Origin of the sequence: Pseudomonas sp. FSL L8-0168 (genome assembly GCF_037976155.1) — a bacterium.
GTDB classification, from domain to species: Bacteria; Pseudomonadota; Gammaproteobacteria; order Pseudomonadales; family Pseudomonadaceae; genus Aquipseudomonas; species Aquipseudomonas paracarnis.
Genome location: NZ_CP150262.1, coordinates 6,013,672 through 6,034,012, shown reverse-complemented (window position 1 = coordinate 6,034,012; position 20,341 = coordinate 6,013,672). Strand labels below are relative to the sequence as shown.

Genomic DNA, 20,341 nt, shown 5'->3' with positions numbered 1-20,341 from the left:
TGTTCTCCACAAGCACCCCACATGGGGCTTGCTTCCACACTAGTCCAGGGAGCGGCGGGGTTTCCATGCGACAAACATCCCTTGGCCTGCCCCGCCCAAAACCAGCGTCCAGCAATGACAAGGCGCGGCGGGCAGGCGTGCGGTTTTCATCGCATAAAAAAGAAAAAGCTCCGAACAACGCCAGGGGAATCCCTGGGATATTCGGAGCTTTCCGGCAGCCAACGGGGCTGTTTCAGGAGTTGGGTTTGTTGCCATACCAACGTGGCGTGTACACCCACTCGCCGCCACCCGCACGCGGGAACACACAAGTGGTGGATGAACCGATCAGTACCATGGTGCGCATGTCCACCTGCTCGGGCGTCAGTTGCCCCAAGGTGGTGACGCGCAGTGTCTGGCCTGGGCGGCCGATGTCACGGCCCAGCACCACTGGCGTCTGTGGCGTGCGATGCAGCGCGACGATTTCCAGGGCGCGCCCCAGTTGCCAAGGCCGCGACCGCGAGATCGGGTTGTAGAACGCCAAGGCCAGGTCGGCCTGGGAAGCCAGGTCCAGGCGTTTTTCGATGATAGACCAAGGCTTGAGGTTATCCGACAGCGACATCACACAGAAGTCATGCCCCAGCGGCGCGCCTGCCTGGGCGGCGGTGGCCAGCGAGGCGGAGACCCCTGGCAGGATTTCCAGGTCGACCTGATGCCAGGCCGGCTCGCTGGACTCGTGCAGCGCCTCGATCACCGCCGCGGCCATGGCGAATACACCCGGGTCACCAGAGGACACCACCACCACCGAGCGGCCTTGCGCAGCTAGCTCGAAGGCGTGGCGGGCGCGCTGCATTTCTTCGCGGTTGTCGGTGCAGTGTTGCACTTGATCGTCACGGAACGGCCCGGCCATGCGCACGTAGGTTTCATAGCCCAGCACATCGGTGCAACGCGCCAGTTCCGCCTTCACCGCCGGCACCATCAGTTCTGCGGCGCCGGGGCCCAGGCCAATCACCGCCAGCCGCCCGCGCGGGCGCCCAACCTGTGACAGGTCCAAGGGCTGCTCGGCCACGGTAATACTGATGTCCGCAACGGGTGTCAGCGCGGCAAAGCGCAACGGTACACCCAAGGCCGACGCGGCCTCATGCAAGGACGCGTCAGCCATCTGCAGGTCGCTGGCCAGCAGGCAGGCCAGGGATTGCACGGCCACGCCCGCCTCCTGCAACGCCGTGCGCACACGCTCGGCCAACTGCGCACCCGGCCGGCAGGTGACGTAGACATTCTGCGGGTAAATCAGCAACTCGTTGGCTGCCGGTGTGCGCTCGGCACTGCCTACATGAATCGCCAGGCGCGCTTGTTGATCCTGAGGCAGGTTAGCCTCCTCCAGCCATGGCGCCGCGCCTTCGATGCGCACGCTTTCGCCGGCCAGAAGGTCGGAGACAAAGCGTTTGCCCAACTCGATGTCGGCCAGTTGATAGCCCGCTGGCGGGTTGAGCAGGCAGGTGCCAAAACGCAACTCGCCGCTGGTGGTGATGGCGGCAGACACGCCGAGTGCTGCGCCAATGTCGCGCGCCATCAGGTTCACGCCACCCAGGCCACCGAGCAACGGCACCACCGCGCTGCCGTCTTCGGCCACGGCCAGCACGGCGGGCTCTTCGCCCTTTTCCAGCAGCAACGGCGCCAGGGTGCGGATCACAATGCCCGCGGCGCACAGGGCAATCAGTGGCGTGCCCTGCTGATAAAGCTGACGCAAGGTCGCGCCGAATTCGCTGTAGGTGCGGTCTGCACCTTCAACCCGTGTGGCCAAACCGTGGATCAACGCGCCGGGGTAAACCTGCTGAAGCTTGCGCGCAGTCGCCAGGCTGCCCTGGCCCAGAATCACAATCGCCGGGGTCATCAACCTTGCCACCGTTCACCGGGCACGATGATCAGTGAGAAATACGGCGACGACATCGGCTCCACCTGATCCAGCGGCACGATCTTCTGGTTGGCCATGGTCGCGCGTTCCACGTACAACGCCCGCTCGGCCAGACCCAGTTCTTCCAACACCTGGCGCACTTTCGGAAAGTTGCGCCCCAGCTTCATGATCACTGCGGCATCGGCGTCCGCCAAGCGGCGCTTGAGATCCTCGTGGGGCAACACGCCCGAGAGCACCGACAAGCTCTGGTTGCGATACACCAACGGCGCGCCGAGTACCGAGGCACCACCGAGCATCGAGCACACGCCTGGAATCACCTCGGCGTCGTAGCGCTCGGCCAGGCGGTCATGCAGGTACATGTAGGAGCCGTAGAAAAACGGGTCACCTTCGCAGATCACCGCCACGTCGCGGCCCGCGTCCAGGTGCGCGGCCACGTCGAGGCTGGCGTTGTCGTAGAAGTCGCTGATCACTTGCTCGTAGGACAGCGGCGCGGGCAGCACTTCGGTGGTCACCGGGTACACCAGCGGCATCAGGGTCTGTTGCGGCACCAGGTGGTCCTCGATGATGCCGAAGGCGTTGCCCTTCTTGCCCTTGGCCACGAAGTACGCCACCACCGGCGATTCGCGTAGCAAGCGCAGAGCCTTGACGGTGATCAGTTCCGGGTCGCCGGGGCCTACGCCCAGGCCAAGCAAACGTCCGCGCACCTGCATTATTCGACCTCCGTGGCCAGGGCATTGACGGCGGCGGCAGCCATGGCGCTGCCGCCCAGGCGACCTTGCATGATCACGAACGGCACCCCACGGCTGTCAGCGGCGAGCATGGCCTTGGATTCGGCGGCGCCGACAAAACCCACCGGGAAACCGAGGATCAACGCCGGTTTCGGCGCGCCGGCGTCGAGCATTTCCAGCAGGTAGAACAACGCGGTCGGCGCGTTGCCGATCACCACCACGCTGCCCTCCAGGTGCGGGCGCCACAGCTCAAGGGCGGCGGCGGAACGGGTGTTGCCCAGCTCCCGCGCCAGCTCCGGCACGCTGTCGTCACGCAGGGTGCAGATCACCTGGTTATTGGCCGGCAGGCGTGTGCGAGTCACGCCTTCGGAGACCATCCGCGCATCGCACAGAATCGGCGCGCCAGCGGCCAACGCGTCACGCCCGGCCTTGCCGGCGCCTTCGGAGAATTGCAGGCCGTCGATGGCTTCGACCATGCCGCACGCATGAATCACCCGCACCGCGAGTTTTTCCAAATCAGCCGGGATGCGGTCCAACTTGGCTTCCGCGCGAATAATGGCGAAGGAGTTGCGATAGATCTCCTGACCGTCGCGGATGTAATCAATCATCGGTGTTGCTCCGTGGACGAGCGCGCAACAGGGCGCCCGCCGCTTCAATGGAAAGAGTGCGCGCGTGCAGCCGGCCAAAACCAGGCTGGGCTGCATCGCGAAAATAGAGGTCGTAGTGGCCGGGGCTCACCGCCAGCAAGGTGACTGGCGCGGTGTGCGCGGCAGCACAGGAGCGCGGGCAGCCGGACAGATGCACCTCAACGCCCGATTGCAGAGCGGCCAGTTGCACGGCGTCGGCCTTGGTGTCGGCTAGGCCTTTTGCGCAGCCGCTGGAACCGGTGCAGGCAATCATGCGCGCCAGCGGGTGGCCGAGCGAGCAGATAAAGCCCAGTTGCGCCAGGCGCTCGGTCACGGCGTGAGGCTTTTCGACGTTGGGCACCAGCACACCTTGCCAGGGGGTGAAGCGCAAGGTGCCGTCCCCATAGTCGCTGGCCAGTTGTGCGGCGCCCTTGAGCATCGTCGGGTCCAGGCGGCCCAAGGGCGCGAGGGCGGCGACGTAGAACTGATTCTTTTGCACTTGTGGATAAGTGCCCACCTGGAGCGACGCGTCGCTGCGCGGGCGTGTGAAGCCGTCGGCTGGCAGCAACGGCAAGCGCAAATGGCTCAATACGTTATCCACAGGCAAATGACGCATACGCGTTTGCTCTGGGGTGGCGAGGTCCAGAAAGGCTTCCAGCACAGCCACTACCAAGTCACGGCCTTGGCCCAATGGCACGGCGGCCAGGGGCGCATCCAGGCCCGGACAGCCGGCCAGGCCGAACGCGAGCAGGGTTTCGCCGTGGCGTACGAAGGCCGATAACCACAGGTCGTGGTGATGTTCGAGCATCGCCAGGTCCTCGCCACCATCGAGTTGCACCGCGAACTTGGCCGACAATTCATGGAAACGCGGATGGTTCTCCAGAGTGGCGAGGATCTGTGCGGCCAGCGGGCGGGTGTCGAACAGCATCTGCGGGTCGATGCCGGCGCTGGGGCTGAGCATCAGGTTGCGCACGTCGTCACCGCCCGCGTTGCTGGGGCCCAGGCCCGCCGCCAGCAGCCGGGCGATCAACGCCTCCTGCTCGGCGCCGATGCCGCGGATCTGCAGGTTGGCGCGGTTGGTCGCCTCGATCACCCCGCCCGCATACGCCTGGGCCGCGTCCGCCACGGCGTGGGCCTGGGCGGCAGTGATCGCGCCGCCCGCCAATTTGACTCGGCAAATGCCGCCGTCCAACGCCTGCACAATACGCAGCAACCCCGGACAAGCCGAGGGGCGCAAGGTATTCACAGCGGGCGTTGGGTTCACGGGGCTACCGGTTGACGGGTAAAGGCGCGGTATTATGCCTGCTTTGTCCGGCGGCATGAAAAGCCTGCCCGTCGGATGTCGTTCAAGGAATTGATATGTCGCCCTGGCTGACGGTTGTAGGCATCGGTGAAGACGGCTTCAAAGGCCTGGGCAGGAATGCCCGGCATGCCTTGCTGCGCGCCACGCGGATTATAGGTGCTCAGCGCCAGTTGGACCTGCTGCCGCAGTGTATTGGTGGCGAGCGCCAGCTGTGGCCGAGCCCGTTTTCCCTGGAGCCGGTGTTGTCGCGGCGTGGAGAGCCTGTGTGCGTATTGGCCAGTGGCGACCCGATGTTCTATGGCGTCGGCGCCAGCCTGGCCCGGCAAGTGGCGGCTGAGGAGTTGACGATTTTGCCAGCGCCCTCGTCGGTATCCCTGACGGCGGCGCGCTTGGGCTGGCCGTTGCAGGAGGTGGTGACATTGTCGGTAGTGGCGCGGCCATTGGCGGCAATCAACGCGCATTTGGCCAGTGGCGTGCGCTTGTTGGTATTGAGCAATGACGGCAGCAGTCCCGCCTTGATTGCTGCGTTGTTAACCGAGCGCGGTTTTGGCCCCAGCCGCATCAGTGTGTTTGAACACCTGGGCGGCCCGGCTGAACGGCGTATCGACGGGCACGCGCAAGCGTGGGAGCACACCGCGGTTGCTGATTTGAACCTGGTCGCCATCGACTGCCTGGCGGATGCGAACGCACCGCGTCTGTCGCGTCTTGCCGGCTTGCCGGACTCAGCCTTCAAACACGATGGCCAACTGACCAAGCGCGATGTGCGCGCCATGACCCTCGCCCGCCTCGCGCCCATGCCGGGCGAACTGTTATGGGACGTGGGCGCGGGCAGTGGCTCCATCGGTATTGAATGGATGCGCACCCATCCCAGCTGTCGTGCCTTGGCGATTGAAGCCGACACCGGCCGCCAAGGCCTGATCGAACACAACCGCGACGCCCTCGGGGTGCCCGGTCTGCAACTGATTCGCGGCAAGGCGCCGGAGGCGTTAAGCGGCCTGGAAACACCAGACGCCATCTTCATCGGCGGCGGCGTCACCCGCGACGGCGTGCTCGATACCTGCTGGCAACACCTGCGCCCCGGTGGCCGCCTGGTTGCCAATGCCGTGACCCTGCAAAGCGAAATGACCTTGATGAACTGGCGTGCCGAGCATGGCGGCGAACTGACCCGCATCCATGTGGCCCAGGCGCAGCCCTTGGGCGAGTTCGATACCTGGCGCCAGGCGCTGCCGATCACGTTGCTGGAAGTGATCAAGCCGCTATGAAAAGAATTCTGCTGCTGGGCGGCGTCACGGAAGCGCTGGCCATCGCCCGCACCTTGGGGCCTGAACACGTCTACAGCCTGGCCGGCGTGGGCCGCGTACCCACCGACCTCACCTGCCAGGTGCGGGTCGGCGGCTACGGCGGTAGTGAAGGCCTGGCGCAGTTTGTACGTGCCGAACGCATCAGCCTGATCCTTGATGCTACGCACCCGTATGCGGCGCAGATCAGCCGCAACGCGGCCGAGGCTGCAAGGGCATGCGGCGTACCTTGCTGGGCATTGCGACGCCCGGCCTGGCAGCCGCAGCCGGGGAATGACTGGCGAGAGGTCGCCGACTGGGCCGAACTGGTCGAAGCGCTCAAACCCTTCAAGCGCCCGCTGTTCACCTTGGGTCGCGAACCCTTGCAGCACCTCGACGAAATCCCCGCCGAGCAGTTCTGGACCTTGCGCGCGCTGGATGTGTATCCGGGCAACAAGCGCTGTGAAGTGATCGGCGCACGCGGGCCGTTCCTCATCGAGGACGAGCGGGCGTTATTCGAAGAACGGCGAATTGATGTGCTGATCAGCAAGAACAGCGGCAGCACCGCCACCGAGCCGAAGCTGGAAGTGGCGCGTGAGCGTGGGGTGCCGGTGTTGGTGTTGAAGCGGCCGATGTTGGCTCAAGTAGATAGGGAATTCCTGTCGTCTGAAGAAACACTCAGCGCGTTGGCAAACTTCACTCGATGAGTCAGGATCGCTCGCTTGCTTGATTAGTAACCTATTTGTTACCTTCAGGACGGCTAATGATTGAGATCGAAGAATACCAACGCGACAACGATTCCAGTCCGTTCGATGAGTGGTTTTCATCCTTGAGTGTCCCAGCGGCAACTCGAGTTTCAACCGCTTTAGTTCGGCTTGAAACAGGCAACACCAGCAACATCAAGTGGTTCGATGGGCTAGGCGAATACCGTATCGACTGGGGACCCGGCTTGCGAATCTATTTGATACGAGAAGGACATCGATTAATCATCCTGTTCGGTGGTGGTGATAAGTCCAGTCAAAAGCGCGATATCAAGGTCGTAAAGTCGCTGATTAACGAGTATCAGCGTGACAAGAAATTGAAACAAAAGAGGTGACCAGCATGGCGCTTACCCGTAGCTACAAACACACCATCGCTGAACGTGCCCAGCGAGACCCTGCATTCGCCCAAGCGCTTCTCGACGAGGCCGCTACGCTATTTCTCAATGGCGAGCCGGAAATCTCTCGCGTGATCCTGCGTGATTTAGTCAACGCCACAGTAGGCTTTGAAGGCCTTGCGAAACAAACCGCCAAACCTAGCAAAAGCCTGCACCGAATGCTTTCGGCCAGCGGCAACCCCAGCATGGATAACCTTGCGGCGATTTTTGCCGTGATTAGAAAAGCCCTGGGTGTCGATATGCAGGTCCACGGCGTACCCGCTGCATAATTTGGGAGCGGGCTCGCTCGCGAAGGCAGTGTGTCGGCCAAAACATCCAGCGACTGACACACCGCTTTGCGAGCAAGCCCGCACACACTTTGGAATTGCGTTATCAAATGACGGTAGTAGATCAGCCAGCCAAGGCGCTAGCTCAATCAACTGCGCAACCATTGGCTGGAAAAAGCCCTATACCTGACTTGATCGTTCCCACGCTCCGCGTGGGAATGCATCCTGTGACGCTCCGCGTCACGGCTTTAAAAGCGGACGCAGAGCGTCCAACGCGGCATTCCCACGCAGAGCGTGGGAACGATCAGCCCGCCTGGTACGCTGCGTCCCTTCTGCAAAATTGGCAAGCGGCCGTTCTCGTCTATCCTCAAACCCACCACTGCGACACCAAACCACACCCGCCCTTTTTACTTATCCCCCCCGATCAGGCTAAATACCCGCCTGATCGTTTAACCCTACGGATTATCCGCCATGGCCCGTCAACGCTTTGCAATTGCCTGGATCGCCTGCCTTGCAGTGCTGTTCAATGCGTTTGCCATGCCGTTGGCCAGTGCGATGCAGCAGACGGATGACCCGATCAAGCGTCTGATGTGGGGCGGGTTCTGTTCGTCCAATGGCGCGAGCCTCAAGGCGATTGCCCTGGGCAAGCTGGAAATCCCGGCGCCGCCGGATGATCACTCGGCTATGCAGCATTGCTGGTGTTGCTCGGGTTCGGCGCCGTTGGTGGCGTTGCCAGGGCATGTGCCGCAGTTGTATGTGACGCGCTTCGAGGCGGTGCAGAGCCTGCCGCCGCGCTTATTGCGCAATCCCACCCCGCGCCAGCAATGGCCAAGCCTTAACCCCCGCGCCTCTCCAACGGTCTGAGCTTCTTCGCAAGTGAACTGCGTTTAGAACCGTTCTGGAGAACTGCCATGCTTAAATCTTCCCTGCTTCTGGCCGCGTTGCTGCTGCCGGTGTTCAGTGCTGCCAATGCCGATGACTACAAGGCCGGCGACTTGGAGGTCAGCAATCCCTGGTCCCAGGAATTGCCGCCGAATGCGCCCACCGTCGCGGCGTACTTTGTGATTCACAATACTGGGGAGACGGCAGATCGCCTGCTCAGTGCCGAGACGCCCTTGGCGGAGAAAGCCGAATTGCATGAGCACGTAATACAAGGCGACCTGATGAAGATGCAACAGGTGCCCAACGTGGCCGTACCAGCCAAGGGTGAACTGACCTTCGCGCCAATGGCCTATCACGTCATGCTGCTGGGCCTCAAGGACCGCAGCCTGCTCGCCGATGGCAAGCAATTCCCGCTGACCCTCACCTTCGAGAAAGCCGGCAAGGTCGAGGTGCAAGTGTCGGTGCACAAAGCGCCACCGATGGCTGGCCACGAGCATATGCACGCTCAGTAAGCCAACCTCGATGGGCGCTCCTCGCGCCAGGTTGTCTCCCCACTACCGCGTGAAGCGCGGCAGTTGGATCAGCCTGTTCGCCATGCTGATGATCTTTATCGGTCCGCTGATTTCCCAGGCGATGCCGATGGATCATCACGCCGGTATGTCCATGGAAATGCCCATGGATATGCCGAGCGACCACGGTGAATCCCATCACACCCAAGCTCCAGCCGAACACCACGCACTCTGGGCCAAGTGCGGCTATTGCGACCTGCTATTCAGCTGCCCGGCCCTGCCCGGCAGTGTGTCGTTCGTGGCCCTCGGCACCCCGCCGCCCGCCAACGCCCTCACACCCGCCACGCGCCTGGGCCATGCCCGGCAGAGCATCTTCCCCGGCGCCCGTAGCCGTGCGCCGCCCATCGTTTCGTAAGCCCTTCACAGCATTACTTCACCCCGGCCGACTTTAGACAGACAGCCGCAGGCTGCTGGCCGTGTTGTTTACGATTGATTGATGGAATTTGTCATGTCCAGGTTTTCTGCTGACACCCGTTTGGGAAGTACTGCCCTGCTCACCGCGTTATGCGGTGCACTATTGGCTGCCCACGCTCACGCCGACGAGCATGAGCTGAGCCCCACCGTCATCACCGCGATCGCCCCTAGCTCACCGCTGACCGTGGTCACCAACCCCAAAGACCCTCGCCAACCGGTGCCCGCCAGCGATGGCGGCGACTACCTCAAGACCATCCCCGGCTTCGCCCTGGTGCGCAACGGCGGCACCAATGGCGATCCGGTGCTGCGCGGCATGTTCGGCTCGCGCCTGAATATCCTCACCAACGGCGGCATGATGCTCGGCGCCTGCCCGGGCCGTATGGATGCGCCAACTTCGTATATTTCGCCGGAAACCTACGACAAGCTCACCGTGATCAAAGGCCCGCAAACCGTGCTCTGGGGCCCGGGCGCGTCTGCCGGCACCATCCTGTTCGAGCGTGAGCCGGAGCAGTTCGGCGAGCTGGGCACACGGGTCAACGCCAGCGTATTGGCCGGCTCCAACGGGCGTTTCGACAAGGTCATCGATGCCGCTGCCGGCGGGCCATTGGGCTACGTGCGGGTGATCGGCAACCAGGCCCATGCCGACGATTACAAGGACGGCAACAACGACACCGTCGCCTCGCGCTATGACAAGTGGAACGGTGACGTGGCCGTGGGTTTCACGCCCGACGCCGACACCCTGCTGGAACTCACCGCCGGGCGTGGCGACGGCGAGGCGCGCTACGCCGGGCGCGGCATGGACGGCTCTCAGTTTCTGCGCGAAAGCCTGGGGCTGCGTTTCGAAAAGTCCAATATCGGTGAGGTGCTGGATAAGGTCGAGGCCCAGGTCTACTACAACTACGCCGATCATGTGATGGACAACTACAGCCTGCGTGTCCCTTCGGGCACCGGCATGATGGCGGGCCCCATGGCGTCCAACGTCGACCGCCGCACCCTTGGCGCACGCATCAAGGCCACCTGGCACTGGGCGGATGTGCAATTGATCAGCGGCCTGGATGCGCAGACCAATGAACACCGTGCGCGCAGCAGCATGGGCATCGACACGTATAAGGATTTGCCGCGCAACAAGGACGCCAATTTCCACAACTACGGTGTGTTCGGCGAACTGACCTGGTACGCCGCCGACAACGATCGCCTGATCACCGGCGCGCGCTTGGACCGCGCCTCGGCCAAGGACTTCCGTCAACGCACCGGCTCGGGAATGATGTCGCGCCCGAACCCGACCGCCGGCGACACCCGCGCCGATACATTGCCCTCGGGCTTTGTGCGTTATGAGCACGACCTGGCGGACAGCCCCACCACGCTGTATGCCGGCCTGGGCCACGCGGAACGTTTCCCGGATTACTGGGAGCTGTTTTCCCCCAACACCGGCGCGGCCGGTTCGGTGAATGCCTTCGACGGCGTGAAGCCCGAGAAAACCACCCAGCTCGACTTCGGTGCCCAGTACAAGAGCGCCGACCTGGAAGCCTGGGTGTCGGGCTATGTCGGCCAGGTGCGCGACTTCATCCTGTTCGACTACAGGCCCGGCATGATGGGCACCACCTCCCAGGCGCGCAATGTGGACGCACGCATCATGGGCGGCGAAGTGGGCGCAGCGTACAAGCTGAGCCAACACTGGAAAGCCGACGCCAGCCTCGCCTATGCCTGGGGCAAGAACAGCAGCGACGGCAAGGCCCTGCCACAAATGCCACCGCTGGACACGCGCCTGGGCCTGACCTACAGCGAAGACGATTGGAGCGCTGGTGCGTTGTGGAGGGTGGTCGCGGCGCAACACCGTATCGACCCGAACAAAGGCAACGTGGTCGGCAAGGACTACGACAAGAGTGGCGGCTTCGGCGTGTTCTCGCTGAACGCGGCCTACCGCATCAACAAGCACTTCAAGGTCAGCACCGGCGTCGACAACTTGTTTGGCAAGGCCTACGCCGAGCATCTGAACCTGGCCGGTAACGCAGGCTTCGGTTACCCAGCCAACGACCCGCAGGCCATCAAGGAGCCGGGGCGTACGCTCTGGACCAAGGTGGACATGAGCTTCTAAAAGCATCGCAGGCAAGCCAGCTCCCACAGGTGCAATACAGTCCCCTGTGGGAGCTGGCTTGCCTGCGATGACGGTGTAACAGACCAAGAAAAATCAAAAGCCTTATGCGGAGCAGCCGATGACCACACAAAAAATTTCCTTCTACAACCTGGCCTGGCGCTGGCACTTCTACGCCGGCCTCTTCGTCGCCCCCTTCATGGTGCTGCTGGCCCTCACCGGCATCATCTACCTGTTCAAACCCCAGCTCGACCCGCTGATGTACGGCCACCTGCTCACCGTGCCCGCCGCCGAACATGCGCTGAGCGCCGACGAGCAACTGCAGCGCGCCCAGGCCGCCTACCCCCACGCCGCGATCAGCAAATACCTGCCCCCTGCCGGCGCCACTCGCAGCGCGCAGTTCGTGATGCGCAACGATGCCCACGAGGTGACGGTGTTCATCGACCCCTATCGCGGCACCGTCCTCGGTGAGCAAGACGCAAACAACAACCTGCAAGCCATCGTCCGCGCCCTGCACGGCGAACTGATGATCGGCACCGTGGGCGATCGCCTGATCGAATTGGCCGCTGGCTGGGGCGTGATGCTGGTGGTGTCCGGCCTGTACCTGTGGTGGCCGCGGGGCAAGTCCTCGGCCGGCGTGTTATGGCCGCGCATCGGCAGCCGTGGCCGCTTGTTCTGGCGTGACCTGCACGCTGTCGCCGGCTTCTGGGGCGCAGCGTTCCTGCTGGTGATGTTGCTCAGCGGCATGACCTGGACCGGCTTCTGGGGCAAGCAATACGCCGACCTGTGGAACACCTTCCCAGCCGCGATGTGGAACAGCGTGCCGCAGTCCGACCAGCAGGCCCGTGTGCTCAACACGGCCACCCAGCAAACCGTGCCCTGGGCCCTGGAAAACACGCCGATGCCAATGTCCGGCGACCACGCCGAGCATATGAATCACGGCGCAATGCACGCAGGCCCGGCCGCACCCACGGTGCGCCTGCAACAGGTGGTCGACCTGGCCAACACACGCAAGGTCGAGCCCGGCTACAGCATTACCTTCCCCACCACCGCCTCCGGTGTATTCACCGTCGCGGTGTTCGCCGACGACCCGCGCAACGACGCCACCCTGCACGTGGACCAGTACACCGGCAAGGTCCTGGCCGATGTACGCTGGGATCATTACAACCTGGTCGCACGCGCCACCGAGACCGGCGTGATGCTGCACGAAGGCAAGATGTTCGGCTGGGTCAACCAACTGATCGTGCTGGTGATCTGCCTGATGATTCTGCTCAGTGCGGTCAGCGGCGTGGTGATCTGGTGGAAGCGCCGGCCCCAGGGTGGACTGGGTGTACCGCCGCTGCGCCACGACCTGCCCAAGTGGAAAACCGCGATGGCGATCATGCTCGGGCTGGCGATCATTTTCCCGTTGGTAGGGGCTTCGTTGGTCCTGGTGTGGGCGCTGGATCGCTTGCTGCTGTCACGCATTAGCGCAAACGCCTGAAGCATTGTCGCCCAACGCCCTCTTTTGAAGCCTGCCGTGCACCCAACGGCCTCCGTGGCGCCAACCTGGTGCGCCACGGAGCGGCTTTACCTCCCGAACCCGCCGGTAAACCCGTGTCTGGCGTAGCAGGCACAGCCCTTGCAAAGCCCTGTGTATCTGCCCCACAACAATTATCGGTACACGGAGATCGCACCATGAAGCGTCGCAGCTTGATCAAGGCTTTCACTTTGTCGGCATCCATTGCCGCCATGGGTTTGACCTGGACCGTCCAGGCCGCCGAGACCATCAAGGTCGGCATCCTGCACTCGTTGTCCGGGACCATGGCGATCTCCGAAACCTCGCTCAAAGACATGGCGCTGATGACCATCGACGAGATCAACGCCAAAGGCGGGGTGAACGGCAAGATGCTCGAACCGGTGGTGGTAGACCCAGCGTCCAACTGGCCGCTGTTCGCCGAGAAAGGCCGCCAACTGCTGACCCAGGACAAGGTCGCCGTGGTGTTCGGCTGCTGGACCTCAGTGTCGCGTAAATCGGTGTTGCCGGTGTTTGAAGAACTCAACGGTTTGCTGTTCTACCCGGTGCAGTACGAAGGTGAAGAGATGTCGCCCAACGTGTTCTATACCGGTGCGGCGCCGAACCAGCAGGCGATCCCGGCGGTGGAATACCTGATGAGCGAAGAAGGCGGCAGCGCCAAGCGTTTCTTCCTGCTCGGCACCGACTATGTGTACCCGCGCACCACCAACAAGATCCTGCGCTCGTTCCTGCATTCCAAAGGCGTGGCGGATAAAGACATCGAAGAGGTCTACACCCCGTTCGGCCACGCCGATTACCAGACCATCGTCGCCAACATCAAGAAGTTCTCCGCCGGTGGCAAGACGGCTGTGGTCTCCACCGTCAATGGCGACTCCAACGTGCCGTTCTACAAAGAACTGGCCAACCAAGGCTTGAAAGCCACCGAGGTACCGGTGGTGGCGTTCTCGGTGGGTGAAGAAGAACTGCGTGGCATCGACACCAAGCCGTTGGTGGGCAACCTCGCGGCCTGGAACTACTTCCAGTCGGTGGAAAACCCGGTGAACCAGAAGTTCGTGGCCGACTGGAAAGCCTACGCCAAGAAACACAACCTGCCGGGCGCCGACAAAGCCGTGACCAACGACCCGATGGAAGCCACCTATGTGGGCATCCATATGTGGGCGCAGGCGGCGGAAAAAGCCAAGTCCACCGACGTCGACAAAGTGCGTGAAGCCCTGGGCGGCCAGACCTTCGCCGCGCCGTCGGGCTTCACCCTGACCATGGACAAGACCAACCACCACCTGCACAAGCCGGTGATGATCGGTGAGATCCAGGCCGACGGGCAGTTCTCGGTGGTGTGGCAGACCGAAGCGCCGATTCGTGCACAGCCGTGGAGCCCCTACATCCCGGGCAATGACAAAAAGCCGGACTATGCCGTGAAGAGCAACTAACGCCCCCACAGCTCGAATGTGGAACATGGTCACTGTGGGCGCTGGCTTGCCTGCGATGCAAACAACTCGGTGTGCCTGACACACCGCAGCGATGCCATCGCAGGCAAGCCAGCCCCCACACAGCCTGCTCCCACACTGTCCCCGCATGATCAGGACATTTTGCTATGCCCACTGCCCTCCACCGCCTCATCCTCGCCGTGCTGCTGTTGCTGCCCTTTGGCGCACACGCCAGCGACGCCGAAGACTTCCTTGCCGCCAACCCGGTGCAGCAAGCCAAACTCCTGCAGGACTGGGCCGCCCACCCCGACCCAACGCGTATCGAGTTGGTGGACGCCCTTGAGCAAGGTCAACTCATGCTCAACGGCGAAACCAAGACCGTGCGCCTGAACAACCGCCTGCGCGGCTTGATCAATAACGTGCAAGCCAGCCAGCAACTGCTCGCCGCCGACCCCAAGGTACGCCTGGACGCAGCGCGCACCCTGCAAAAAAGCGCGGTGCCTGCACAACTTAAATTCCTCGACCAGCAGGTCGCCGCCGAAACGGATGAGCAGGTGCACAGCGCCCTGAGCCTGGCCCTGGCCAACCTGCAATTGGTCGACCCCGACCCGGTGGTGCGCCTGGCAGCCGTGCGCTTGCTCGGCAGCACCGGCGACCCGCTGGCCCGCACGCGCCTTGAAGCGCTGCTGGCGCCAGGCGTGGAAGCCGACGCCGCCGTGCACACCGCCGCTGAAACCAGCCTGGCCCAGGTCAAACGCAAACTGATGATGGGTGAAATCCTCGGCCAGGCGTTCAGCGGCATGTCCCTGGGCTCGATCCTGCTGTTGGCGGCCCTGGGCCTGGCGATCACCTTCGGCCTGCTCGGCGTGATCAACATGGCTCACGGCGAGATGCTGATGCTCGGCGCCTACTCCACCTATGTGGTGCAGTTGATGATGCAGCGCTATGTGCCCCAGGCCATCGAGTTCTACCCGTTGATCGCGTTGCCGGTGGCGTTTTTTGTCACCGCGGCCATCGGCATGGCGCTGGAACGCACAGTCATCCGTCACTTGTATGGCCGCCCCCTGGAAACCCTGCTCGCCACCTGGGGCATCAGCCTGATGCTGATCCAGCTGGTGCGCCTGGTGTTCGGCGCGCAGAACGTCGAAGTGTCGAACCCGGCCTGGCTGTCTGGCGGCATCCAGGTACTGCCCAACCTGGTGCTGCCGTACAACCGCATCGTCATCATTGCCTTCGCGCTGTTCGTGGTGGTGCTCACCTGGCTGCTGCTGAACAAGACGCGCCTGGGTCTGAACGTGCGCGCCGTCACCCAGAACCGCAACATGGCCGCCTGCTGCGGCGTGCCCACCGGGCGCGTGGACATGCTCGCCTTTGGCCTCGGCTCCGGTATCGCAGGTTTGGGCGGCGTGGCGCTGAGCCAGATCGGCAACGTCGGCCCGGACCTGGGCCAGAGCTACATCATCGACTCGTTCCTGGTGGTGGTGCTCGGCGGCGTCGGCCAGTTGGCCGGCAGTGTCATGGCCGCCTTTGGCCTGGGGATCGCCAACAAGATCCTCGAACCCCAGATCGGCGCCGTGCTCGGCAAGATCCTGATCCTCGCGCTGATCATTCTGTTTATCCAGAAACGCCCGCAAGGACTCTTCGCACTGAAAGGACGGGTGATCGACTGATGAACCAGCCATTGATGCTTACGGCCACGCAAAAGGCCGGCCCCAAGGTCACGATTGCAGTCGGTGCAGTCATCCTGCTCCTGCTGCTGGCGTTGCCCCTGTGCTCGCTCTTGTCTGCCGACAACCCGCTGCATGTGTCGGCCTACACCTTGACCCTGGTGGGCAAGATTCTCTGTTACGCCATCGTCGCCCTGGCGCTGGACCTGGTGTGGGGTTACGCCGGGATGTTGTCCCTGGGCCACGGTTTGTTCTTCGCCTTGGGCGGCTACGCCATGGGCATGTACTTGATGCGCCAGGCGTCCGGGGATGAGTTGCCGGCGTTCATGACCTTTTTGTCCTGGACCGAATTGCCCTGGTACTGGGCCGGCACCGACCACTTCCTGTGGGCGTTGTGCCTGGTGGTACTGGCCCCCGGGGTGCTGGCGTTGGTGTTCGGTTTCTTCGCCTTCCGCTCGCGAATCAAGGGCGTGTATTTCTCGATCATGACCCAGGCCCTGACGTTCGCGGGGATGCTGTTGTTCTTTCGCAACGAGACCGGGTTCGGCGGCAACAACGGCTTTACCAACTTCCGCAGCATCTTAGGTTTTGGCATCACTGAACCGGGCACGCGGGCGGTGTTGTTTTTCGCCACGGTGTTGTTGCTGGTGGCCAGCCTCTACATCGGCTGGCGCCTGGCGAAGAGCAAGTTCGGGCGCGTGCTCACCGCCCTGCGCGATGCCGAGAATCGCCTGATGTTCTGCGGTTACGACCCACGCGGTTTCAAGCTGTTCGTGTGGGTGTTGAGCGCAGTGTTGTGCGGCCTTGCCGGTGCGCTGTATGTGCCGCAAGTGGGCATCATCAACCCCAGCGAAATGTCACCAACCAACTCCATCGAAGCCGCCGTGTGGGTAGCGCTGGGCGGGCGTGGCACGCTGATCGGGCCGCTGCTCGGCGCCGGTGTGGTCAATGGCATGAAGAGTTGGTTCACCGTGGCCTTCCCCGAGTACTGGCTGTTCTTCCTGGGGGCGCTGTTCATTATCGTCACCCTGTACCTGCCCAAGGGCGTTATCGGCCTGCTGAAGAAATGAGGAACGTCATGCTTGAACCTATTTTCGACGCAGGCAGCGGCCGCGATGCGATTGGCATCGGCCAGGTCGCGGGCAAAGGGCTCAACACCCGCCACGGTACCATTCTGACCCTGGAAGATATCAGCGTCAGCTTTGACGGTTTCAAGGCCCTCAACGACCTGAACCTGTACATCGGCGTTGGCGAATTGCGCTGCATCATCGGCCCCAACGGCGCGGGCAAGACCACGCTGATGGACGTGATCACCGGCAAGACCCGGCCCAGCCACGGCAAGGCCTGGTTTGGCGAAACCCTGGACCTGACGCGCATGAGCGAAGTGCAGATCGCCCAGGCCGGCATCGGGCGCAAATTCCAGAAGCCCACGGTGTTCGAAGCCCTCAGCGTGTTCGAAAACCTGGAGCTGGCGCAGAAGACCGACAAGTCGGTGTGGGCCAGCCTGCGTGCGCGCCTCAACGGCGAGCAAAAAGACCGCATCGAGGAAGTGCTCGACACCATCCGCCTCACCGCCTCGGTGCATCGCCCAGCCGGTTTGCTGTCCCACGGCCAGAAGCAGTTCCTGGAAATCGGCATGTTGCTGATGCAAGACCCGCAACTGTTGCTGCTCGATGAACCAGTGGCGGGCATGACCGACGCCGAGACCGAGTTCACCGCCGAACTGTTCAAGCGCCTGGCCGGCAAGCACTCGTTGATGGTGGTGGAACACGACATGGGGTTTGTCGGCTCGATTGCCGACCATGTGACTGTGTTGCACCAGGGCAGCGTGCTGGCCGAAGGGTCGCTGGAACAGGTGCAGGAAAACGAGCGGGTGATCGAGGTTTACCTCGGCCGCTAACGCTGACACGAACGGCTGTATGTGGGAGCTGGCTTGCCTGCGATAGCGGTTTACCTGACACACCGGGTCGCCTGCATCGCAGGCAAGCCAGCTCCCACAGTTGATCCGGTTCCCGCAGGGGGATTGAGGAGGTTTTGAGAATGCTGCAAGTCGACAAGCTGCACCAGTATTACGGCGGTAGCCATATTCTGCGCGGGCTGTCCTTCGACGTGAAGGTCGGCGAAGTCACCTGCCTGCTCGGGCGTAACGGCGTGGGCAAGACCACCCTGCTCAAGTGCCTGATGGGTCTGCTGCCAGCCAAGGAAGGCGCGGTGAACTGGGAAGGCAAGGCCATCACCGGCTTCAAGCCGCACCAGCGCGTACATGCCGGCATCGCCTACGTGCCCCAGGGCCGCGAGATTTTTGCGCGGCTGACCGTGGAGGAAAACCTGCTGATGGGGCTGTCGCGCTTCCCCGGCGCCGAAGCCAAAGAGGTGCCAGCCTTCATCTACGAACTGTTCCCGGTATTGCTGCAAATGAAGCACCGCCGCGGCGGCGATTTATCCGGGGGCCAACAACAACAGTTGGCGATTGGCCGCGCCCTGGCGAGCCGCCCGCGCCTGTTGATTCTCGATGAGCCCACCGAAGGCATCCAGCCGTCGGTCATCAAGGAGATCGGCGCGGTGATCAAGAAGCTCGCGGAGCGCGGCGACATGGCGATCCTGTTGGTGGAGCAGTTCTATGACTTTGCCGCTGAACTGGCTGACCAGTACCTGGTGATGTCCCGTGGCGAAATCGTGCAGCAGGGCCGTGGTGAAAATATGGAAAGCGAGGGTGTGCGTGGGCTGGTAACCATCTAATCTGTAGCCTCCTAACGATAAGCACACGCCATGAACCTGCCCATTACCCCTGCCCTGTTCACGCCCAGCTGGCACGCCGAGCTGGAACTCGGCTACGCGCGTGTCAAAGACACCACACGCCCGGTATTGCGCCGCCACCTTGGCCCGCTGCGCGTGCAAAAACACCTGTACGCCGAAGGCCCCGAGGTGTGCCAGCACATCATCGTGCACCCACCCGGCGGGATTGCCGGTGGCGATCGCCTGGACATCAGCGCCCATGTGGGCACGGGTGCCTGGGCACAACTGACCAGCCCCGGCGCCGCCAAGTGGTACCGCGCCAGCGGCCCGGCGTATCAGCAACTTGAACTGACTGTGGAAGCCGGCGCGACCCTGGAATGGCTGCCTCAGGAAACCATCGTGTTCAGCGCGGCCCAGGCCGAACTCACCACGCGAATCGAGCTGTTGGGCGATGCACGGTTGTTCTATTGGGATGTGGTCGCCCTGGGGCGCCCGGCCAGTGGCGAACGGTTCGACCTGGGCCATTTTCAATCGCACCTGGACATTCGCCGCGACGGCCAGTTGCTCTGGCATGAGCGCCAGCGCATTGTGGGCGCCGATGGGTTGCTGGATTCGCCTATCGGGCTGGATGGGCAGCCGGTGTTTGCCACATTGTTGGTGACCGGTGAGATCGAACCTGAATTATTGGAACAATGCCGCTCACTGCCCCACGCGGTGCGCGGTGACCTGACCCAACTGCCCGGCTTGCTGGTGGCGCGGTGCCTGGCCAGTGAAGCGCTGCTGGCGCGGGGGTGGTTGATTGATTTATGGCGGCTTTTGCGACCGGCCGTACTCGGCAGGGAAGCGATATCACCAAGAATCTGGAGCACATGAAGATCAAATTGTGGAGCCAGCTCCCACATAAATCAGCTTCACATGGGATCTTCTATGTATTTAAGAATGAATTTTATGAAGGACCCTGAACCATGGACCTGACCCCACGGGAAAAAGACAAACTGCTGATCTTCACCGCAGGCCTGGTCGCCGAACGGCGCCTGGCACGCGGAGTGAAGCTCAACTACCCGGAGACCATCGCCTATATCTCCGCCGCCCTGATGGAGGGCGCCCGCGATGGCCGCACGGTGGCCGACCTGATGCACTACGGCACCACCCTGCTCAGCCGCGAACAGGTTATGGAAGGCATCCCGGAAATGATCCCGGATATCCAGGTGGAAGCCACGTTCCCCGACGGCACCAAGCTGGTCACCGTCCACCAGCCCATTGCCTGAGGCGCAGCCATGATTCGTGATGCAACCGAACACGACCTGCCGGCAATCCGCGCCATTTACAACGACGCGGTGTTGAACACCACGGCGATCTGGAACGAGCAACCGGTGGACCTGGCCAACCGCCAGGCCTGGTTCAGTGCGCGCCAGGCGCAGCAATCCCCGATCCTGGTGGCGGTGGACAACGACGAAGTCACCGGCTACGCCTCATTCGGCGACTGGCGCCCTTTCGAAGGCTTCCGCTACAGCGTCGAACACTCGGTATACGTGCGCAATGACCAGCGTGGCAAAGGCCTCGGCCCACACCTGATGCAGGCCCTGATCGAGCGCGCCCGCAGCTGCGGCAAGCACGTCATGGTCGCCGCCATCGAAAGCGGCAACCTGGCCTCGATCCGCCTGCATGAGCGCCTGGGCTTCGTGACTACCGGGCAAATGCCGCAAGTGGGCATCAAGTTCGGCCGCTGGCTGGACCTGACCTTTATGCAACTGACCTTGAACCCGGGCGCACAACCGCCCAAGGAGTGACATC

At 62.9% G+C, this 20,341-nt stretch carries 21 protein-coding genes; 17 read left to right on the top strand and 4 right to left on the bottom strand.

Annotated elements, in window-relative coordinates:
• Positions 1 to 232: 232 nt before the first annotated feature.
• Genes cobJ through cobG form a run of 4 tightly spaced genes read right to left on the bottom strand, consistent with a single transcriptional unit; the run spans position 233 to position 4,566 of the window.
• Positions 233 to 1,870: a precorrin-3B C(17)-methyltransferase gene (cobJ, locus tag MHH62_RS27555; protein WP_020301602.1), complete on the bottom strand. Its 1,638-nt coding sequence runs from the start codon at positions 1,868 to 1,870 to the stop codon at positions 233 to 235.
• Entirely contained in the window at positions 1,870 to 2,601 is a 732-nt protein-coding gene (locus MHH62_RS27550) for a precorrin-2 C(20)-methyltransferase (protein WP_019818281.1), read from the bottom strand. The genes cobJ and MHH62_RS27550 overlap by 1 nt, the downstream gene beginning before the upstream one ends.
• Positions 2,601 to 3,227 (bottom strand): precorrin-8X methylmutase, encoded by a 627-nt coding sequence (locus tag MHH62_RS27545; RefSeq protein ID WP_014716722.1) that lies wholly within the window; start codon positions 3,225 to 3,227, stop codon positions 2,601 to 2,603. The genes MHH62_RS27550 and MHH62_RS27545 overlap by 1 nt, the downstream gene beginning before the upstream one ends.
• Positions 3,220 to 4,566, bottom strand: coding sequence for a precorrin-3B synthase (gene cobG / locus MHH62_RS27540; RefSeq protein ID WP_014716721.1), 1,347 nt, complete (start codon positions 4,564 to 4,566; stop codon positions 3,220 to 3,222). The genes MHH62_RS27545 and cobG overlap by 8 nt, the downstream gene beginning before the upstream one ends.
• Before the next feature lie 38 nt (positions 4,567 to 4,604).
• Here cobG and cbiE point away from each other — a divergent pair, with 38 nt between their 5' ends.
• From cbiE to MHH62_RS27455, 17 genes are all read left to right on the top strand, one after another.
• On the top strand, positions 4,605 to 5,810 hold the full coding sequence (gene cbiE / locus MHH62_RS27535; RefSeq protein ID WP_103451345.1) for a precorrin-6y C5,15-methyltransferase (decarboxylating) subunit CbiE: 1,206 nt from the start codon (positions 4,605 to 4,607) through the stop codon (positions 5,808 to 5,810).
• Positions 5,807 to 6,532, top strand: a complete 726-nt coding sequence (locus MHH62_RS27530; RefSeq protein ID WP_198833761.1) for a cobalt-precorrin-6A reductase — start codon at positions 5,807 to 5,809, stop codon at positions 6,530 to 6,532. Before cbiE ends, MHH62_RS27530 begins: the two co-directional genes overlap by 4 nt.
• Before the next feature lie 56 nt (positions 6,533 to 6,588).
• The gene (locus tag MHH62_RS27525) at positions 6,589 to 6,921 is read left to right on the top strand and encodes a type II toxin-antitoxin system RelE/ParE family toxin (RefSeq protein ID WP_019818285.1); all 333 of its coding nucleotides are present in this window, start codon (positions 6,589 to 6,591) and stop codon (positions 6,919 to 6,921) included.
• 5 nt (positions 6,922 to 6,926) lie between these two features.
• Positions 6,927 to 7,250 (top strand): transcriptional regulator, encoded by a 324-nt coding sequence (locus MHH62_RS27520; RefSeq protein ID WP_014716718.1) that lies wholly within the window; start codon positions 6,927 to 6,929, stop codon positions 7,248 to 7,250.
• 468 nt (positions 7,251 to 7,718) lie between these two features.
• Entirely contained in the window at positions 7,719 to 8,111 is a 393-nt protein-coding gene (locus MHH62_RS27515) for a DUF2946 domain-containing protein (protein ID WP_003188156.1), read from the top strand.
• 47 nt (positions 8,112 to 8,158) lie between these two features.
• A complete protein-coding gene (locus MHH62_RS27510; protein WP_339232184.1) occupies positions 8,159 to 8,641 on the top strand; it encodes a copper chaperone PCu(A)C in 483 nt (160 codons plus the stop codon).
• 10 nt (positions 8,642 to 8,651) lie between these two features.
• Entirely contained in the window at positions 8,652 to 9,053 is a 402-nt protein-coding gene (locus MHH62_RS27505; RefSeq protein WP_032873444.1) for a DUF2946 domain-containing protein, read from the top strand.
• 93 nt (positions 9,054 to 9,146) lie between these two features.
• Entirely contained in the window at positions 9,147 to 11,207 is a 2,061-nt protein-coding gene (locus MHH62_RS27500) for a TonB-dependent copper receptor (protein WP_020301607.1), read from the top strand.
• 118 nt (positions 11,208 to 11,325) lie between these two features.
• A complete protein-coding gene (locus tag MHH62_RS27495) occupies positions 11,326 to 12,687 on the top strand; it encodes a PepSY domain-containing protein (RefSeq protein ID WP_014716714.1) in 1,362 nt (453 codons plus the stop codon).
• A 194-nt stretch (positions 12,688 to 12,881) separates the two neighbouring features.
• Positions 12,882 to 14,147 carry an urea ABC transporter substrate-binding protein gene (urtA, locus tag MHH62_RS27490; protein WP_003188149.1) on the top strand — a complete coding sequence of 422 codons (1,266 nt, stop codon included), beginning with the start codon at positions 12,882 to 12,884 and terminating at the stop codon, positions 14,145 to 14,147.
• A gap of 164 nt (positions 14,148 to 14,311) precedes the next feature.
• Entirely contained in the window at positions 14,312 to 15,814 is a 1,503-nt protein-coding gene (gene urtB, locus MHH62_RS27485) for an urea ABC transporter permease subunit UrtB (RefSeq protein ID WP_020301609.1), read from the top strand.
• Positions 15,814 to 16,881 (top strand): urea ABC transporter permease subunit UrtC, encoded by a 1,068-nt coding sequence (gene urtC / locus MHH62_RS27480; RefSeq protein ID WP_020301610.1) that lies wholly within the window; start codon positions 15,814 to 15,816, stop codon positions 16,879 to 16,881. The genes urtB and urtC overlap by 1 nt, the downstream gene beginning before the upstream one ends.
• Complete coding sequence (gene urtD / locus MHH62_RS27475; protein ID WP_014716710.1) at positions 16,878 to 17,711, top strand: urea ABC transporter ATP-binding protein UrtD; 834 nt, start codon at positions 16,878 to 16,880, stop codon at positions 17,709 to 17,711. The genes urtC and urtD overlap by 4 nt, the downstream gene beginning before the upstream one ends.
• A gap of 140 nt (positions 17,712 to 17,851) precedes the next feature.
• Positions 17,852 to 18,550, top strand: a complete 699-nt coding sequence (gene urtE / locus MHH62_RS27470) for an urea ABC transporter ATP-binding subunit UrtE (protein WP_034134779.1) — start codon at positions 17,852 to 17,854, stop codon at positions 18,548 to 18,550.
• A 30-nt stretch (positions 18,551 to 18,580) separates the two neighbouring features.
• On the top strand, positions 18,581 to 19,420 hold the full coding sequence (locus MHH62_RS27465; RefSeq protein ID WP_014716708.1) for an urease accessory protein UreD: 840 nt from the start codon (positions 18,581 to 18,583) through the stop codon (positions 19,418 to 19,420).
• A gap of 92 nt (positions 19,421 to 19,512) precedes the next feature.
• On the top strand, positions 19,513 to 19,815 hold the full coding sequence (ureA, locus tag MHH62_RS27460) for an urease subunit gamma (RefSeq protein WP_003171437.1): 303 nt from the start codon (positions 19,513 to 19,515) through the stop codon (positions 19,813 to 19,815).
• A 9-nt stretch (positions 19,816 to 19,824) separates the two neighbouring features.
• Positions 19,825 to 20,337, top strand: coding sequence for a GNAT family N-acetyltransferase (locus tag MHH62_RS27455; RefSeq protein WP_198833758.1), 513 nt, complete (start codon positions 19,825 to 19,827; stop codon positions 20,335 to 20,337).
• Positions 20,338 to 20,341 lie beyond the last annotated feature (4 nt).

Bases quoted from the DNA above. Each gene is read 5' to 3' on its own strand.
- cobJ (WP_020301602.1), bottom strand. From the start codon at position 1,870: ATGACCCCGGCGATTGTGATTCTGGGCCAGGGCAGCCTGGCGACTGCG.
- MHH62_RS27550 (WP_019818281.1), bottom strand. From the start codon at position 2,601: ATGCAGGTGCGCGGACGTTTGCTTGGCCTGGGCGTAGGCCCCGGCGAC.
- MHH62_RS27545 (WP_014716722.1), bottom strand. From the start codon at position 3,227: ATGATTGATTACATCCGCGACGGTCAGGAGATCTATCGCAACTCCTTC.
- cobG (WP_014716721.1), bottom strand. From the start codon at position 4,566: ATGCCGCCGGACAAAGCAGGCATAATACCGCGCCTTTACCCGTCAACC.
- cbiE (WP_103451345.1), top strand. From the start codon at position 4,605: ATGTCGCCCTGGCTGACGGTTGTAGGCATCGGTGAAGACGGCTTCAAA.
- MHH62_RS27530 (WP_198833761.1), top strand. From the start codon at position 5,807: ATGAAAAGAATTCTGCTGCTGGGCGGCGTCACGGAAGCGCTGGCCATC.
- MHH62_RS27525 (WP_019818285.1), top strand. From the start codon at position 6,589: ATGATTGAGATCGAAGAATACCAACGCGACAACGATTCCAGTCCGTTC.
- MHH62_RS27520 (WP_014716718.1), top strand. From the start codon at position 6,927: ATGGCGCTTACCCGTAGCTACAAACACACCATCGCTGAACGTGCCCAG.
- MHH62_RS27515 (WP_003188156.1), top strand. From the start codon at position 7,719: ATGGCCCGTCAACGCTTTGCAATTGCCTGGATCGCCTGCCTTGCAGTG.
- MHH62_RS27510 (WP_339232184.1), top strand. From the start codon at position 8,159: ATGCTTAAATCTTCCCTGCTTCTGGCCGCGTTGCTGCTGCCGGTGTTC.
- MHH62_RS27505 (WP_032873444.1), top strand. From the start codon at position 8,652: ATGGGCGCTCCTCGCGCCAGGTTGTCTCCCCACTACCGCGTGAAGCGC.
- MHH62_RS27500 (WP_020301607.1), top strand. From the start codon at position 9,147: ATGTCCAGGTTTTCTGCTGACACCCGTTTGGGAAGTACTGCCCTGCTC.
- MHH62_RS27495 (WP_014716714.1), top strand. From the start codon at position 11,326: ATGACCACACAAAAAATTTCCTTCTACAACCTGGCCTGGCGCTGGCAC.
- urtA (WP_003188149.1), top strand. From the start codon at position 12,882: ATGAAGCGTCGCAGCTTGATCAAGGCTTTCACTTTGTCGGCATCCATT.
- urtB (WP_020301609.1), top strand. From the start codon at position 14,312: ATGCCCACTGCCCTCCACCGCCTCATCCTCGCCGTGCTGCTGTTGCTG.
- urtC (WP_020301610.1), top strand. From the start codon at position 15,814: ATGAACCAGCCATTGATGCTTACGGCCACGCAAAAGGCCGGCCCCAAG.
- urtD (WP_014716710.1), top strand. From the start codon at position 16,878: ATGAGGAACGTCATGCTTGAACCTATTTTCGACGCAGGCAGCGGCCGC.
- urtE (WP_034134779.1), top strand. From the start codon at position 17,852: ATGCTGCAAGTCGACAAGCTGCACCAGTATTACGGCGGTAGCCATATT.
- MHH62_RS27465 (WP_014716708.1), top strand. From the start codon at position 18,581: ATGAACCTGCCCATTACCCCTGCCCTGTTCACGCCCAGCTGGCACGCC.
- ureA (WP_003171437.1), top strand. From the start codon at position 19,513: ATGGACCTGACCCCACGGGAAAAAGACAAACTGCTGATCTTCACCGCA.
- MHH62_RS27455 (WP_198833758.1), top strand. From the start codon at position 19,825: ATGATTCGTGATGCAACCGAACACGACCTGCCGGCAATCCGCGCCATT.